This is a genomic window from Nostoc sp. (assembly GCF_036917395.1).
In the GTDB taxonomy this organism is placed as follows: Bacteria; Cyanobacteriota; Cyanobacteriia; order Cyanobacteriales; family Nostocaceae; genus Nostoc.
In genome coordinates, this window is the sequence record NZ_JBALDI010000077.1 from 161494 (window position 1) to 178266 (window position 16773).

The 16773-nt window shown below is 40.0% G+C and carries 12 protein-coding genes; 4 read left to right on the forward strand and 8 right to left on the reverse strand.

Annotated elements, in window-relative coordinates; all coding sequences use genetic code 11:
• Nucleotides 1-549 precede the first annotated feature (549 nt).
• On the forward strand, nt 550-1203 hold the full coding sequence (gene trmB, locus V7K46_RS26285) for a tRNA (guanosine(46)-N7)-methyltransferase TrmB (RefSeq protein ID WP_335118401.1): 654 nt from the start codon (nt 550-552) through the stop codon (nt 1201-1203).
• A gap of 204 nt (nt 1204-1407) precedes the next feature.
• Here the strand turns inward: trmB and V7K46_RS26290 are convergent, their stop codons facing one another.
• A complete protein-coding gene (locus V7K46_RS26290) occupies nt 1408-1545 on the reverse strand; it encodes a hypothetical protein (protein WP_335118403.1) in 138 nt (45 codons plus the stop codon).
• Between the two features lie 304 nt (nt 1546-1849).
• On the opposite strand from V7K46_RS26290, the gene V7K46_RS26295 reads away from it, so the two are divergent.
• Nucleotides 1850-3013, forward strand: coding sequence for a calcium-binding protein (locus V7K46_RS26295; protein WP_335118405.1), 1164 nt, complete (start codon nt 1850-1852; stop codon nt 3011-3013).
• A gap of 298 nt (nt 3014-3311) precedes the next feature.
• On the opposite strand, the gene V7K46_RS26300 is transcribed toward V7K46_RS26295, so the two are convergent.
• From V7K46_RS26300 to ppsA, 3 genes are all read right to left on the reverse strand, one after another.
• Complete coding sequence (locus V7K46_RS26300; RefSeq protein WP_335118407.1) at nt 3312-4820, reverse strand: dolichyl-phosphate-mannose--protein mannosyltransferase; 1509 nt, start codon at nt 4818-4820, stop codon at nt 3312-3314.
• Between the two features lie 179 nt (nt 4821-4999).
• Nucleotides 5000-6742, reverse strand: coding sequence for an ABC transporter ATP-binding protein/permease (locus V7K46_RS26305; protein WP_335118409.1), 1743 nt, complete (start codon nt 6740-6742; stop codon nt 5000-5002).
• A gap of 48 nt (nt 6743-6790) precedes the next feature.
• A complete protein-coding gene (gene ppsA / locus V7K46_RS26310; protein WP_335118411.1) occupies nt 6791-9286 on the reverse strand; it encodes a phosphoenolpyruvate synthase in 2496 nt (831 codons plus the stop codon).
• Nucleotides 9287-9473: 187 nt separating this feature from the next.
• On the opposite strand from ppsA, the gene V7K46_RS26315 reads away from it, so the two are divergent.
• Nucleotides 9474-9878, forward strand: coding sequence for a hypothetical protein (locus V7K46_RS26315; protein ID WP_335118492.1), 405 nt, complete (start codon nt 9474-9476; stop codon nt 9876-9878).
• A 341-nt stretch (nt 9879-10219) separates the two neighbouring features.
• Here V7K46_RS26315 and V7K46_RS26320 read toward each other — a convergent pair whose 3' ends face one another.
• The 4 genes from V7K46_RS26320 to V7K46_RS26335 all read right to left on the reverse strand — a co-directional run bounded on the left by V7K46_RS26320 (nt 10220) and on the right by V7K46_RS26335 (nt 14610).
• On the reverse strand, nt 10220-10456 hold the full coding sequence (locus V7K46_RS26320) for a hypothetical protein (RefSeq protein ID WP_335118413.1): 237 nt from the start codon (nt 10454-10456) through the stop codon (nt 10220-10222).
• 213 nt (nt 10457-10669) lie between these two features.
• Complete coding sequence (locus V7K46_RS26325; RefSeq protein WP_335118415.1) at nt 10670-11416, reverse strand: hypothetical protein; 747 nt, start codon at nt 11414-11416, stop codon at nt 10670-10672.
• A 485-nt stretch (nt 11417-11901) separates the two neighbouring features.
• Entirely contained in the window at nt 11902-12531 is a 630-nt protein-coding gene (locus V7K46_RS26330; RefSeq protein WP_335118417.1) for a hypothetical protein, read from the reverse strand.
• 150 nt (nt 12532-12681) lie between these two features.
• Entirely contained in the window at nt 12682-14610 is a 1929-nt protein-coding gene (locus V7K46_RS26335) for an alpha-amylase family glycosyl hydrolase (protein WP_335118419.1), read from the reverse strand.
• Nucleotides 14611-15288: 678 nt separating this feature from the next.
• Between V7K46_RS26335 and V7K46_RS26340 the strand changes: the two genes are divergently transcribed.
• On the forward strand, nt 15289-16353 hold the full coding sequence (locus tag V7K46_RS26340; protein ID WP_335118421.1) for a hypothetical protein: 1065 nt from the start codon (nt 15289-15291) through the stop codon (nt 16351-16353).
• Nucleotides 16354-16773: the final 420 nt, after the last annotated feature.

Below are 16773 nucleotides of genomic sequence, written 5' to 3' on the forward strand. Positions count from 1 at the left end.
TTAGCTAGTTAAAGAGAGGAATGAACTAAAAGTTTGCTTAGTGCAAATTTACTTAACTTGAAATATGACGGGGTAAATTTAAGAGAACAATCTAAATTGGCTTTATAAGCTCTTACTTTTATAACCGTTATTTACCAAAAATTCTGAGGATCTAATGACTTTCCAACAAATAGAAATAGGTGACTACTTTCGGATACCTGGTATGAGTGACCGTTGCGTATATAGAAAGGCTAACAGTTCACATTGCAGCCTAAACGCTTTATTACAGCCAATCCGAGCATAAATAAAAGTTATACCGCTTACTTTTACAGAGATTACTAACTATTTTGCGCTCAAGCAAGAATTCCTTCAAAGTCTCAGGCGATAAGGGTTTGACCTTTTCCTTAACACTCAAGCACACGCTGGCTTTTTTTCGATGAGGCGATGCCTACAGCGGCAAGCTACGCTTGCTAATTGAGTCCAATTTCAAATGTTTGTGACAGTTGATCAATCGAAAAGGAGTTTTACAGTTAGTACATCAGGATATTTTCACGTAAAGGAGAACAAATTTTGGCAGCAGTCCGAGTTCGTCAGCATGTTAATCCACTTGGTAAAAAGTATCAAACACCAGCAAGTCCCCTTGACTGGGAAAACATTTATGCAAAGCCAAATCAACCATTACATTTAGATATTGGCTGCGCTAAGGGACAGTTTTTGGTGAATATGGCCAAGATAGAACCCAACTGGAATTATCTTGGCTTAGAAATTCGGGAACCGCTGGTGGTGGAGGCGAATAAGTTATGTTCTGAGTTGGCTTTAACAAACCTGCACTACTTATTTTGCAATGTGAATAACTCACTGCACTCACTTTTATCTTCCCTCCCTCCAGGAAGTTTACAACGCGTTACAATTCAATTCCCCGATCCTTGGTTTAAAACCCGCCATGCTAAACGTCGTGTAGTCCAACCAGAACTAGTGGCAGACTTAGCTAATTATCTTACGGTTGGTGGAGTTGTATTTCTGCAATCAGATATGGAATTCGTTGCTGTGGAAATGCGCGATCGCTTTGCTGCTCACCCAGCTTATCAGAAAATTGGTGCAGGAGAATGGCTAGCCCAAAACCCACTCCCAGTCCCCACAGAACGGGAAACAAGCGTCCTATCGCGGGGTGAACCTGTTTATCGGGCTTTATTTGTCAGGGGAGAAATTGTGAATGAGGAGTAGTAACAGCGTGCTCATGTAGCACCACAAACGCTAAGTTTGATTTGATTTTGTAGAGATTGCATGATGGAGGCAGAAGGCACAAATGCAAACAACATTAGCTTTTATAGCTTTTTATTACTAACCCTTGTTAGTTATCGAGATTTGCTTGTCGTTAAACATTGCCTATCAGCCAGCAAACAGCAAACTTTTAGTGACATAAATGTTTTAGTTAATAGGTAAAAATTCGGTATTATCTGGAATAGCTGCCGATTTGAGGTCAGTAATCAAAATTTTGGAACCTTGAGCCTGTTCAGTGCTGTTTTGTTCAGCATTGTTAGGTTTTGGTAGTGTGGATAATCCCATCTATTTGAGCAGTCACTTAATGTGGGGATCGCTCACTTCAATCTCAAATTCTTTTGCTAGATGTTTCCCAAGCCAGTTAGCTGTCCAGCGGCGAAAAGCACAGCACCCTATTGAACTATGCTGTCCGGTATAGCAATCCTAAATGAGTTACTAACAATAACAGATTTTACCGACTCATTGGAAAGTAGCAAAATTATAAAAAACTTTTCTGAAAATAAATTTAGATGCTCTTCAAATTTTAATATAATATAGTTAATATCAAGTTACTAAATAGCAGTTAATTCAATACCGGGGAAGCAAAATTATGGCAACAATTCTAGGCACTGATGGAGCCGACACTTTGATCGGAACTGCCGGTAATGACAGATTTATCGGCAGTGCAGGTGATGATACCATAAAGGGTGGAAATGGTAACGATGTTGTTGACTACAGCAGTTTAGGACAACCTATAACAATCCAACCAGTAGTTATTCAAAAAGGTGCTATTGGAACTGACTCCTTTAAAGATTTTATTGAAGGCGTGATTGGGGCCACTGGACAGATTAACAGTATTGATGCTATTTCTGACAGCACAAATGTATCAATAGTAGCTGACTTATCTAAAGAAAGACTAGAAATCAGAGTTGTAGGTTCGTCGCCAATAGTAGTTAAGGTGAAGAATTTTGTAAATGTAATTGGTACAAGTCAAAATGATACCATTATTGGTGATAATCAGGATAATCAATTATCTGGTAGTGGCGGCAATGACATTATTAGAGGCAGCGCAGGCAACGATACCTTACTTGGTGGAGATGGAATTGATACGGCTGATTACAGCAAAATAGGTGTAAGCTCTACCATTTTCATTGATGGAACTCTTAAAAAAGGTGGCGGACTAGGTACAGATTTACTTGGTCAATTTGAAAAGCTTGTTGTTGATGCTAGTGCTGAAAGTAACACTATAGACGCCTCAATTGCTCCTTCAGCACCCTTTCTAATTGGAGATGCATCAGTCAACGCTAACCTTGAAACTCAAAGTTTCGTAGTGAATAATCTTCCTGACGGAAATACAGCTAAGTTCACATTCATAAACTTTGATAATGTCAAAGGTACAAATCAAAGTGACACCATTGTTGGAGATAGGCAAAATAATCTGTTATTTGGCAATGGCGGTAACGATATAATTTCTGGCGGGAATGGCAATGACATACTCACTGGTGGAAACGGCAACGATACTCTGACTGGTGGATTAGGTGCAGATAAATTTATTTTTACCAACGTATTAGAGGGTGTTGACATTATCAAAGACTTTAAGGCTGCTGAAGGTGACAAAATCCAAATTTCTCAAGCAGGGTTTGGCGCTACTTCCATCAGCGACTTCAGTTATGATCCCCTAAATGGTTCTCTGTTCTTCCAAGATTCTAGATTTGCCATCATTGAAAATAAGCCTATTGGTTTCCAAACTAATCTAGACATTCAACTGGTTTAAAAACCAATAGCACTAAAATAAAGCATTTGGTGTAACTTTTAGAGATATTCGGTAGGGGAGGAATTGGATGGCAATTGAGCAAGCAATATTTTTGCCAATTTAGCCAGAACTGAATCATTTTCTTTACTCCTTCAGCTTCCCCAGTTTCTCTTCCCCTTGTTTTCGACCAGTCAAAGCTCTTTTGGGAAAAACTTTTTGGTTTACTGTTAATCTTATCGCGGGAAGGGATTAGGTGTTAGGAGTTATTATTCTTTCCATGCCTTATGCCCCATACCCTGTTTAGCCAATGCCCCTTTAATTAAATCCAAGAGTTGAACCACATTCGCAGCTTATAACCGTTAGGGGAGAGAGGTAAACCCAAATAAACGGGCATCCAGAAAATAAAAGCAACCAGAATGATAAAAGTAATGGTGACACCTACCGCCCGGAGTTGTTGATAATAACTGCGAAGACACTGATCAACAAACCAAGCGATCGCTAAAAATACAAACACTACTGCACACATATAGTGGTAGATAAAAACGCACCTCGTCACCTTCACCCAAGGTAATAAGTTAGCAGCATAATTTATAACTAAATACAAGGCAATCCAAGTATCAACACTAAGAGTTGCAGGCAGAGAAAAACGCTTTTCCTTCACCCCAAAAATCACTAATTGTGACACCAGCATCCCTACTAAAAACAATATAGCAGCGACACCAAACCACCATAAAAATGGATTGCCCATTGCATGGACATCATAAATAACTTGTCCAGCACCAGCTGGTAAAGGTGGCCCCATTACAGGTAATGGTTCGGTGATCCTTTCAGCCGTTTGATAATAATATGCCATTGGTCGAGTCATCAAAGGCCATTTGTACCAGGCAGCACAGTAAGGATGCACGTTAGGACTATTGCCACCTAAATGTAAGTGAAAATTCAAAATTTGCTGATGTACTGCAATAAATCCATATGTTTTATCTAGTTGAAGGTGAGGAATCCAGATGATGCTGTAGATAAAAGCTGGGACAATTCCTAGATAAAATAGCATCTGGAAAATATTTAGCTGAGTCAAGTTTTGTAGTGGTGTCTGAAATGAGGGAGAATAAGTACTAACTTCTGCTTCCTGACTCCTGTTTTCTACCTCTTTCAATGAGGGGGATGTAAAAAAAAGTTTGGAGTTAGGAAAAGAATGCATTTCCCGAATTACCCAAGCTGCTATCCAAATAAGATAAGCACCTGACAGAAACCATAAACCATTCCACTTAGTACCGACTGACGCACCAAAAGTAATACCAGCAAAAATTAACCAAAATGAACGTCGCCGATTTTGGTTATCTAATGCCAATAAGAAAAACCAGTGCCCTAACAAACCAAAGATGACGATATAAATATTACTTAAAGCGTAGCGAGACTCAACCAGAAAGATACCATCACAAGCTGTGAACAAACCTGCTAGGATTGCAAAGCTACGACGATAACTCAATTGATAAGCGATCGCAGCCACAACTAAAGGAATAAATGAGCCTGTGAGGGCATTTAACCACCGATAAGTCCAAGGCGATCGCATTGAACCTGTCAGCCCATTGACAGTATCGTGCCAAAAAGGAATGTGACTGCCAATCCAAATGCCGATGCCGATCATATATTGACTTAGCGGCGGATGGGCATTAAAAAATGGCGTATGCGTGAGATAATTATTACCGAATTTCGCAAAGTAAACTTCATCAAACACCAGAGTGTTGAATCTCTCCAGTCCCCAAAATCGTAAGGCAACTGAGAGAATAAATATACTCACCATGCCAATTCGGAACCACTTTTTATTCATTAGTCAAAAGTCAACAATTAAGAATTTTCCCCTGCTCCCCCTGCTTCTCTTCTCTCATAGGTAGTTTTTTGAGATTAGGCTATTAATTAGACAGAAATCATATCACTCCTGCTGGTTTTATTAGTAATAACTAGCAACCATTCTAATGACGAGAGATGATTAATCGAAGGCTTTGAGCATTAGTTAAAGGCATTGAGGTTAACAGTATATTCCTCAGTGGGTATCAACTTCCAGTTAGAATTGCCATCTAGCTCTAATACGTACTCATGGTACTGTAATAAGCTAGGGCGGTGTCCGACGCTGATTAATGTAGTTTGTTTAGCTTTGAGTTGTTGATAAAGGTTCTTTTCATTAGCAAGATCCAGCGCACTTGTAGCTTCATCTAGGATGACATAACTTGGTGTATTCAGCAGAAGTCGCGCAAAAGCAAGGCGCTGTTGCTCTCCCAATGAGAGTACATTTGCCCAATCTAGCTCTATGTCAAAACCTCCAAATCGTTCTGGTAAATCTGCTAAGTTTACCTGTGCTAAGACATGGCGCATCTTGGTTTCACTGATATCACTATTGGTGTTGGGATAGAGCAACTGACTTCGCAAAGAACCCAATACCATATATGGACGTTGCGGTAAAAACATCATTTCCGAGAGCGGAGGACGAATAATTTGACCAGTACCCGCATTCCATAATCCAGCGATCGCTCTTAATAAAGAACTCTTACCACTACCACTGTTACCGACAATTACCAAACCCTCTCCTGGCTGCAAGCTGAATGGTAAATCCCTAACCAAGGTGCGTTGATAGTTGGGAGTCAGCAAGGTGACATGACGTAATGCTAGCTGCGAATCTTCTGTCACGGCGATAGTTGTCATTTCTGAGGACTTTGGGGATGGCTTTTCCAAGGCATCAGCTAGGCCACCCATCCGCTCAACTCCTGCTGCAAAAGCTGTCAGACTTTCAAACTGGTTGACTACAACAGATAAGGCGCTGAAAATTTGTTGGAAGGCGATCGCTGCTTGAGTAAATGTCCCAAATTCAGTTTTGCCTGCAAAGTAAATAGGTGCGATTACCAGGTAGGGTAGAGCTGCAACAAAGTAACTATAGCTTTGAGTAAAGAAACCTAAATTTCGCTGCCAGCTAATCAACAAATCAAAGTTGCGGATTGTTCGCAGTAAACGCTCTTTTAGCTGAACTGTTTCCTCTGCTTCACCTTGGTAAAAAGCGATGGATTCTGCATTATCACGAACATGAACCAGACTATAACGAAAGTCAGCCTCTCGTTTAAGCTGATTGAAGTTAATTCCAATTAATCGTTGACCAACCCAGGCAGTGATAATCGTCCCAACAATTGCATATGTCACAAGGGCAATTGATAAAGAAACTGAGATAGATAATAAAACTCCAGTGAATGAAATTAAAGTGATAATTGATGTCAGAATCAGCAGTGAAAATGACAGGCTAGTGCGAGTAAATGCCCTGATATCTTCAGAAATTCGTTGGTCTGGGTTATCAATTTTATCATTAAAATTAATCCGATAATAAGCACGATTTTGGAAATATTTATCCAAAAAATGATTTGTTAACCACTCCCGCCATTGCAATCCCAACTTGTCTTGGAGATAGCCAAACATCACAATTATCGGAGTTGCAATCACTAAAAGTCCAGCATAAATAGCGATGAATTTCCAAAAGATGGTCGCATCTCGACTTTGAGGATAATTTGCCAATGAAGTATTAATATTTCGGAAAATAAAGCTAATACTGACATTAATGGCATTTACCGCTAATGCCAGCACTAGCAATAGTAGTAGTAGTCCTCTAGCTTTCCACTTTTGTTCAGAAAACCAGTAAGGTTTAGCAACTTTCACAAATTGCTGCCATAGCTGAGGATTGAATTGTTTCGGCTTAGTGGTCGTTGTACTCATTGCGAATAACGGGGGAAGTTTTCACTCTTTTTAGAAGTATACTGGCGATTAAACTGACTCAACACCCTCGACTTTTGCCACTTCCAGCATTGTCTTTAAAACCGAATCTGGATTCAGACTGATTGAGTCAATTCCTTGTTCAACCAAAAACTGAGCAAATTCTGGGTAATCGCTGGGTGCTTGCCCACAAATGCCGATTTTGCAGTTATGTTTTTTTGCAGCTTTTATAGCCATTTTCACCATTTGCTTGACAGCAGGACTGCGCTCATCAAACAACCTCGCTACTAACGCTGAATCCCTGTCTATCCCCAGTGTTAACTGAGTTAAATCATTAGAACCAATCGAGAAGCCATCAAATACCTCAGCAAAGTCTTCAGCCAGAATAACATTACTGGGCAACTCACACATCACATAAACCTGCAAGTCGTTAACACCCTGCTTCAAACCATTTTTTGCCATCTCTGCCAAAACCAAACGCCCTTCATCGGGAGTACGACAAAAGGGAATCATCGGGATAACATTCGTTAAACCCATTTCTTCCCTTACCCGCTTGATGGCATGGCATTCTAGGGCAAAAGCTTCCCTGTAACCTTGATCATAGTAACGTGCCGCCCCCCGCCAACCCAGCATTGGGTTTTCTTCGTGGGGTTCAAACTGTCGCCCACCTAACAAATTGGCATATTCATTACTTTTGAAATCTGAGGTTCGGACAATCACTGGTTTGGGATAAAATGCCGCCGCAATTCTACCTATACCTTGAGCTAATTTATCAACAAAATACTGGGATTTTTCGTCGTAAAGTGCAGTAATATTAGCAATTTTAGCTTTGACAAATTCATCTTTTAATAAGTCATAGTGAATTAACGCCATCGGATGAATTTGGATTTGGTTAGCGATGATAAATTCTGTCCGCGCTAAACCGACTCCATCGTTAGGAATTGCCGATAAACTTAATGCTTCTTGGGGATTACCAACATTCATTAAAATTTGAGTGCGGGTGCGGGGTAAGTTCTCTAAAGGGACTTCTTTCACTTCAAAAGGTAATAAGCCTGCATAAACTTTTCCTTCTTCCCCTTCAGCGCAAGAAATTGTTACCTCTTGACCAGGTTTCAAAATTTCTGTAGCATTGCCGCATCCCACGATCGCAGGTACACCCAATTCTCGCGCAATGATCGCTGCATGACATGTGCGGCCACCAGAATTGGTGACAATTGCACTGGCGCGTTTCATAATCGGTTCCCAATCGGGGTCAGTTCTTTCTGTCACTAAAACTTCCCCAGGTTGGAACTGTTCGAGCTTCTGAACATCTAAAATTAGGCGTGCTTTCCCTTGACTAATTGCTTCCCCAATCGCCCGTCCCGTAATAAGAGAGATTGGGGATTGGGAATCAGGGAGAGAAGATTTTTCCCCATTCCCTATTCCCCATTCCCTATTCCCCAATACCAACCGATAACTCCGCAACACATTTCCCGTCTTCTGTGACTGGACAGTTTCGGGACGTGCTTGCACAATAAAAAGTTGGTTAGTAATTCCATCTTTTGCCCACTCGATATCCATTGGAGTGAAAATGCCGTGGACTTTGGAATAATGGTCTTCAATTAAACACGCCCAATTTGCTAGTTGTAAAATCTCTTGATCACTTAGGGCAAATTTGCCTCTTTCGCTGGACGAAACAGACACATTTTTCGTAAATTTTGAGCCGTCATCATAAATCATTTTCAGTTCTTTACTGCCCAATTTTTTATCAATAATTGGGCGAAAACCAGCTTTTAAAGTTGGTTTAAAAACATAATATTCATCAGGATTTACAGACCCTTGAACAACATTTTCCCCTAAACCGTAGGCGGCTGTAATCAGTGCAGCATCCTTAAAACCGGTTTCCGTGTCAATGGAGAACATCACCCCAGAGGTTGCTAAGTCAGAGCGCACCATTTTTTGCACGCCCACAGCTAGAGCAATGCTAAAGTGGTCAAATCCCTTGGTGTGGCGATAAGAAATAGCACGATCGGTAAATAGGGAAGCAAAGCATTTATGACAAGCTGCTAAAACTCCTTCAGCACCAACGACGTTGAGGTAAGTTTCCTGTTGTCCTGCAAAACTAGCATCGGGGAGGTCTTCGGCGGTGGCGCTGGAACGGACTGCAACATCTGTCTCTGCGTTGTATCGTTCACCCAGACTGTGATAAGCTTTAGCGATCGCCTCTCGCAATTCTACAGGAAATGGGGTATGGATTAATAGCGATCGCGCTTTTTTTCCCCGTTCTCGTAAATTTTTGACATCCTCAACATCCAAGTCAGCAAAGAGTTGGCGTAGCTTTGCTTCTAAACCTGCTGATTGGATGAAATGACGATAAGCATAGGCGGTGGTAGCAAATCCAGTGGGAACGTTAATACCTTTGGGCGTTAGCTGTTGAATCATTTCCCCCAGTGAGGCATTTTTACCACCAACTACAGGGATATCAGCAATGCCAACTTCATCAAACCACAGAATCAGCGATCGCTCTTTTGCAGATAGAGATAAAGTGCTTTTAGATACAGTAGCCATAATTACCTTTTAAGTTTATACTCAATTTGATCAGTGCGTAATCACTAGTATATTTTTCCTATCTTCAATTTTAGATTTTGCAGCCAGCGAGGTGATTTTGGATTGTGCGATTAAATTGCAAACTATAGTCTAGAAATAACAATTATTCGAGATAATGGCTATATCTGAATACCTGAAGCAATCCACAATGGTGCAACTAGAACGACTGCTGAAAATGGCAGAAGATGAGTTAACTGAGTACAGCACTGATGCCCGTAAAATTGAAAAACTGCGCCGTAAAATAGGTTTAACAGTATCAGCAACAGAACAGCAGCAAGTCAAAGAAGCATTACTTGCTACTATGAAATCTAATATAATTACCCAAATTGTCAAAGAACAAAGACAAGCGGTAGCCTTACCATTTTGGGGAATTGCTGGATTGGGTTTGTTACTGGGAATTTCTTTAAATCAACCCATAGGCTTGTTAGCATCTGTAGTTGGGACTGTATTAGCTTACAGAATTCAGAAATGGGGTTGGAAATTGCAGGCAACTCGTTTATTATTACAAACCTTGGAGGATATCGAAATGCGTATTGCCCAACCCAATAAGTAACAAAACAGATGCACTTTATATAGCAATCCTAAATCATTCGTGAGAGATAAAATCGCTGAAATGCTTATAAATAGGTACTTTTAATCTTCGTATTTTCTCACGTTTCAATTCTGATTGCTATAGATAAATTATCTGTATATACTTAAAGTCTAATATATATACCAAAAAATCAACTGATTGACACCTCGTAAGTACTTAATAATCCCTTTGGGATCACCATAGCAAAAAAATTAGATATTAAATTTGAGATCAGGTATTTATTCAGATGGTTTGCCCAAAAGGGGATTTGAAAGCAAAGTCACAGAAACTTTCCCATATTTTCGCCAAATGTATTTGGTAGATTACCCTTGTGGCGTTGTTCCTTGGTAAACTACCTGAAATGAACAGGAACTTCTCGCCTCAAAATTATCCAAATTAGGCTGGATACCTGCAAAAACTTCTTCCGAGTCTTGCAACTCCCACTCCAGAATACAAGTTAGCAGTTCAACAGCAACAACACTTATATTTTGCCCCTCGTGTGCAGCTTTTTCATAAAGTTGTGCTTCTACTTCTGGACTAAGAGAAATGAGGATAGACATAGACTCGGTTTTTTTGCTATCAAGCCTCTGGGCGTCATTCTAACAAATCCCAAGGAATAAAGCCTAACTGCCTAACTCAGAAAGCTCATCTTTTACAGCTTCAATAAAGTATTTTTTCAACTAAGAGGAGGATTTTTAGTTTTGCTTGTTTTTAGATTGAGTATTTTACTTGGCATCTCCCAAAAACTTTTCGATTTGCAGAAATTATTATCTTTATCGCCTCCTTACAGCAATTGTGTAATTAGGTAGATGTGAGGCATCTGTTTGAGTTTTCACAAGTCGCCAGTCATTATCTATATATAAATTCTCAAACACTTGAGAAGTTGCTAAAGATGTTTTTTGAAATTCATTAGCATGATTTATCTCTAGATTTTCTAATTCGACAGCTTTAGGCAAAGCCAGTTTTGACGCATTCAATTTGACTTTAGTGTTAACTACATTAGTAAACCAGCTATAGACTGATTCTAAAGTTAGAGGAATTTCTCTATTTTTAAAAGCCTGAAATCTATCAATATTTTGAAGACGCCATTTACCATTTTTAACTCCATATTTTTGGATCACCATGAAATCATAAGCTGGTAAATTTGATTCAAAATTCTGGGATAAAGATGACTCTTTTCCTAGTATATAGCGAGCTATACTGGCACAGTAACCATCACGCTGGAAAATTTGGAAGGACTGATCTTGTATTCTTTTTGGTAAACTTTCATGAAACGATATGGTAGACCAGATTGGTGTCCAAACACCCACTAAGAGCCGTAATTGTTCTGTTACACTCAAAACAGGATTATGTTGGCTCAACTTTATAAAATAGGGAAGTAATTCAGTTTTATAAAATTTCATTTCGGCATTTAAAGTTTCTGGCTTTCTATCTTGAACTCGTGCCAAAATTTCATTTTTAACTTTTAGTGTTTTTGTAATACTTAATTGATTTTTTTGTAAGAGGTCGAGCATTACCATTTACCTTTCTATGATTTTTTTAGATGACTTAGTAAGAATTAAAAACTGATGAGTTTAGTGCTTATCAAGGTATCATGCATCCCTTTATACTGTAAAAGTAGAGCCTTTTATCTCCTCCTTTTGACAGTTATTTGGTGTTTATGTGCTTGATACTATCTATTTTTACTAATAAAATGGTGTGATCCCGATCACTGTAAACTAAAATATATTCAAGAAGTATTTAGAAATTAGAGTATTGCATACATGGACGTATTGCGGCTTGAGGCAGGGTACGAGAAGCGCTATCAATTCATTGATGCGTTAGCGTCAGCGTAACGCATCCTACAATTAGCCCGCAACTAATCTTCCAAAATAGGACTTACGCACGAGTTACGGCATAATGAACCGCAGAGGCGCAGAGGACACAGAGGAATTAGAGTTTGAGAGATATTTTGCCTAAGTCCTGCAAAAGTAATCTAGCAATTACTCGTTTTATCAATGTCGCGTCAGCAACGGCAATTGCTGATATCTCCTTCTAAGATAAATTTCTTTTTGAGTTGAGGTTCACCATGTACTTTATTAGGCGTGCACCCTAATTTCTCGATCCAAGTTACAAATGCATCTTTGTATGGCTCATTTGCTATCGATTTGTGTTTTCGGGTTTTATGAACAATTGGAGTGAGCGAAGCAGGTAAATGAACAGCCTTTTCACCGAAGTAGTAGAAGTGCTGTGATATCAAAACATTTACACCACCTAAATCTCCTTTTTGATTACTGATGTCATGAACACCTGGTCGCAATACTGGTTGTCCTCCTTGGCTGTAATCGTAGATGCAATCGCCAACACGTTCCTCAAATATTTCGCTGTTCGACTTTGGAATTTTATGAGGACTATGAACTCGGCAATACTCGTCGTATTCTTGCAATGTCATCTTGTCCGTTATCTGCATTGCATATACAACGCAATCGGCGATATTCCCAATTGGTGAATTTGTAGAACCAAGTCCTACAACCCAATCTCCAATGTTTGCGACTCGTCGGATATCAGGCTTGCAAATTGCGAGAGTGCAAAGTTCCCAGAATGGATTAGGAGCAGCACCACTATCATAACGTAGGCAGTAGGAGTAGAGTATCATGAGTACAAAATTACTAAAGCATTTAACTACTACACTATGGCGCACACTGCGGTTAAATCAGCTTTTTATGTATTTTTTGTTACTTATAATTCATAAATAATAAAAAGTGAAGAATTAAAGTTTTAATCCTTCACTCTTAATTCTATATTTCTAAGATTCTCTTCCCGATGCCCAGGTATCACGCCATTTAACGGTACCTTCTTTGGCAATTACCCAGCGACGGTTTACAAGATTTTCACGCAGAGGCGATCGCCCTTCTCGCCACATGGCATATTTATAAGCAATCAGCTTACCAGTACTCTCATCAAAGGGAATCTCAGCAGACCAGGTATTCGAGTTGATGTACTCTAGGGGATATGCTTTGCTGATATCCCAGTTACCCAACTCTGGGCAATCTCCAGTTACCACAATGATTTCACCTGGTTTGGTATCCACGCCATTGAGTTGGACGCGCACAATTGTCTGTGCTTTTATCCGTTCCCCAACATGGCTGAAAACAATCACTCCTCGTTCTTCTAATACTAAGTCATAAATCTTACCATTTTTCACTTCATACTTGTTGCGAGTCACTACGCAGGTATGTTCCCCATCAGGCAATTCTGTTTCTACTTCCGGGAGAGTAACTTCTCCTCCCCGGTTCAAAGCTACAAAACATATGGAGTCACGATAACGACGCACATAACAGTAAATGTCGGAAGTGAGATATTTTTGCCAGTGGCTACCCATTGACACGGCTGGATTTAGTCGCCGTAGACCAGACAGCAGCCTAATGCAACGATAAATTTCACTCTCAGTATCCCAATTTTCCATCATCGGGCGGTTATAAGGGTCGTTACCACCGTCGGTATCGTCATGTAGATACTGTTCTGTACCGTAGTAAATGCAGGGAATGCCGCGAGATGTCATAATTAAGGCGATCGCAACCTTCAACATCGCTGGATCGGGGTTCAGCGATTGGAAGCGGCACATATCATGGTTATCGATAAAAGTGACTAACTCCGCTGCACCGTTATAGCGATAATCCTGGTCAAAAATGTATTGAATTGTTTGGAATCCCATTTCTGAACCTTGCCCCAGTGCAGCTCTAATTGCCACACATAACCCAAAGTCTAGAAGTGTCATGCCTGAGTGGTTAACAAATTCCACTGAGAGATCGTCAGTAGGATTACTGTAAATCCATTCACCAAAAATAAATACATCTGGTTTGTGATTGCTCATATCGCCAGTGAATTCTTGCCAAAACCAAATGGGCATATGCTTGACAGTATCCACCCGCAGTGCATCTACACCCCGGTCTAGCCATTGTTTAATGGCTGACTTGATATACTCACGATATTCAGTATTGTTTTCATTGAAGGTTGCTAAACCAGATAGTTCGCAATTCTGCACTTGCCAATCGTCTTCCCAGTTTTGCACTTCGCCATAGTGGTGATACCAATTATTGACATCATCATTGAAGTCAGCAATTTTCACGCCATCATCATACAATTCACCTTTGCTACCGCTGGTATCAGGTGTGCTATGGTTGCAGACAATATCTAGCACCAGCTTCATATTGCGCTTGTGCAGTTCTGCAATTAACCGATCAAAGGTTGTATTTTTTTCTTCTTGGGTAGCATTTAAAGAAGGATTCTCTCCGTCAGCAATATAGCGAGGATTGAGCCGTTTAAAGTCTTTTGTCCAATAGCCATGTAGCGCTGCATTACCAACAAATAACTCTTCAACCTGCTCGAACAGTGGAGTTAGCCAAAGGGCAGTCACTCCCATATTTTTGAGATAATCTAATTTATCGATGACACCTTGCAAGTCACCACCCCAGTACTTACCCCATTCTTGTCTATTTGGATCGTACAGTTCTGAGTTTGCACCTTCGCTGTTATCTTGATCGCCATCATAAAAGCGATCGACCACAAGAAAGTAAATGGTTTCCTGACGAAATTCAATATCTCTGGTGTAAAGAAACTCTAGGTCAATCTCAGTTTCTGATGGCGGTGTTTCTATAATAGCTTGTACTTTTTCGTGTGCAGAATCAACTTTGTATTGATCTGGTGAAAACTGAGATGGAGGGGTTTGTACCATAAAAAAACTCAAAATTTCATGAAATTCACGTTTTCACATTTGTAGAACCAACAGTACAACGTTTCGAGTATTGTGTGTAACTACAAATTTCGGTATTGTGACATCCGGCCACGGTATAAGGATCTATCGCTAGCTAGTTCCTAATTCTATCGATAGATATAATTCGTCTGCTAGAGAATAAAAACCAACCAATATAGATAGCAATTATTAACAGTAATTGCTTGATCATAAAAATTTACAATATTTAGTCAAAGTGGCCAGCGGTAAATACTGAGCCGATGATATGGGAAGTCAGCGTTTTGTAGAGTCTGATTACAGTAAGGCTTAATTAGCGCTGGAGATTAGCTCTCAACATGGTTTCGTTATCCCTGAGCAATATCGAGTAAACGACGTAAGTTAAGTCGGTGGGAATAAATCAAACTATGTGTTTTGCAATGTAAAATTATTGTAATTGATTTTGTAGTCAGCGGCTCCAGCCCTTTTTTGCTGGCGTAGCAGACGCACCAGAGGATTTTAGTCCTCTCTAGGAGACGCTATGGGAACACTACAAACCTTTTTATTTATACCGTCCCACTTAGTTAGTCAACTTTTTCTCTAGAAGATTCGCTGCATTGGTAAACTGACCATTGTCACTTTCAATCTGTTATTACTATCAAAGAATTAATTTAGGTAGCAATTATGACAAAATATGACAAGGTTTTTAACTCACCAAAGACATCAGAGGAATCACTAAGTCCAGAGGAAGCAGTGGCGGCGATCGCAACTGTGACTGCGATCGCTGATTCATCCATTGAAGATGTAGATGCAGAAAGTTTAGCGGGTATCCTCTGGGAATTCGAGGTCTTCGAGGAATATTCAGAAGATGAAATCGCCGAAATAGTTGATAGACTCATAGGCATTGCCGAAGAAGAGGGAATTGGGCCCCTGTTTAATACCGCCAAAGTATCTCTGTCTGATGAATTAGTGCTGGATGGTTTTGCAGCTGGGGTGATAGTGCTTTTAGACGATGAACTCGCCATCCCGAAACCGAAACAAGCCTACCTTAAAAAGCTACAAGCAGCCTTAGAACTGGAGGATGAAGAAGCAGAGGAAATCATCAAGGAGGTAATTGCAGCCTTTAAGGAAACAGAAGAAGAAGAATATGCAGACGACGAATATGCAGACGACGAAGATGAAACAGTAGTCATAGAAGATTTTAGTCAACAGACATATCAATCACCCTTAGGTAACTTTACTGTGCAGATTCCAGTTGATCCGCATCAGGGTGGTAGAATTCAAAGCCAGGAAGGAGTAGTTGGCTTTTCTGATGACATCGGTACTTTGCTGAGAATCGATTATTATCCTTTCCCCTTAGAACAGTTAGAGGAATTGGAGTCTGTTGGACAAGAAGAATATTTACAAACAATCTTAGTAGACAAGTATGTACCGCAAGCGATTTTTGTCAATGTACCAGATGCTTCTGTGGAGTATAGCGAATATCTGAAAGATACCTTGCGAGGCGCTTACTACGTGTTAATCGATATGCCTAAAGGTTCGACAATTTCTAAGCAAGAAAATAATGGAACTGCGATCAGATTAGACGCTTACCGGGGGCTGCTCACCTTTATCAGTGGTGAATTTTTGTATATAGTTAGTAGTCAGCACAGCTTTATTAACGGCGAAACTCCTGATTCCCTTGAAGAAGAGGCGGAAGACATCAAGGAGAGTATTTTAGAGTTTATTGAGACTATAGAGTTCAATTAGTACAGCTTTGCGTAAAAGTGTAGCGTTTTTAATGCAAACCGACGCATTAACAATGTAAATCGACGCATTAACAATGCAAGCCGACGCATTAACAATGCAAGCCGACGCATTAACAATGTAAACCGACACATTAACAATGTAAACCGACGCATTAACAATGCAAACCGACGCATTAACAATGCAAGCCGACACATTAACAATGCAAGCCGACACATTAACAATGTAGCCGATGCATTAACAATGCAAGCCGATACATTAACAATGTAGCCGATGCATTGGCATTACCGGGTATTACCAGATTTATTTCGCTACGAATTAATCAAATGCTGTACTTAGTACATGTCACCGTAAAAAAGGATCGAAAATAGAAGAAGATACTTTCAAGTCATACCGTTTCACTTAAATAATGATACAAATACC

Coding starts and splice junctions, on each gene's coding strand:
- V7K46_RS26320 (WP_335118413.1), bottom strand. CDS start 10,456: ATGTCTATCCTCATTTCTCTTAGTCCAGAAGTAGAAGCACAACTTTAT.
- V7K46_RS26340 (WP_335118421.1), top strand. CDS start 15,289: ATGACAAAATATGACAAGGTTTTTAACTCACCAAAGACATCAGAGGAA.
- ppsA (WP_335118411.1), bottom strand. CDS start 9,286: ATGGCTACTGTATCTAAAAGCACTTTATCTCTATCTGCAAAAGAGCGA.
- V7K46_RS26295 (WP_335118405.1), top strand. CDS start 1,850: ATGGCAACAATTCTAGGCACTGATGGAGCCGACACTTTGATCGGAACT.
- V7K46_RS26335 (WP_335118419.1), bottom strand. CDS start 14,610: ATGGTACAAACCCCTCCATCTCAGTTTTCACCAGATCAATACAAAGTT.
- V7K46_RS26325 (WP_335118415.1), bottom strand. CDS start 11,416: ATGGTAATGCTCGACCTCTTACAAAAAAATCAATTAAGTATTACAAAA.
- V7K46_RS26305 (WP_335118409.1), bottom strand. CDS start 6,742: ATGAGTACAACGACCACTAAGCCGAAACAATTCAATCCTCAGCTATGG.
- V7K46_RS26315 (WP_335118492.1), top strand. CDS start 9,474: ATGGTGCAACTAGAACGACTGCTGAAAATGGCAGAAGATGAGTTAACT.
- V7K46_RS26330 (WP_335118417.1), bottom strand. CDS start 12,531: ATGATACTCTACTCCTACTGCCTACGTTATGATAGTGGTGCTGCTCCT.
- V7K46_RS26290 (WP_335118403.1), bottom strand. CDS start 1,545: ATGGGATTATCCACACTACCAAAACCTAACAATGCTGAACAAAACAGC.
- V7K46_RS26300 (WP_335118407.1), bottom strand. CDS start 4,820: ATGAATAAAAAGTGGTTCCGAATTGGCATGGTGAGTATATTTATTCTC.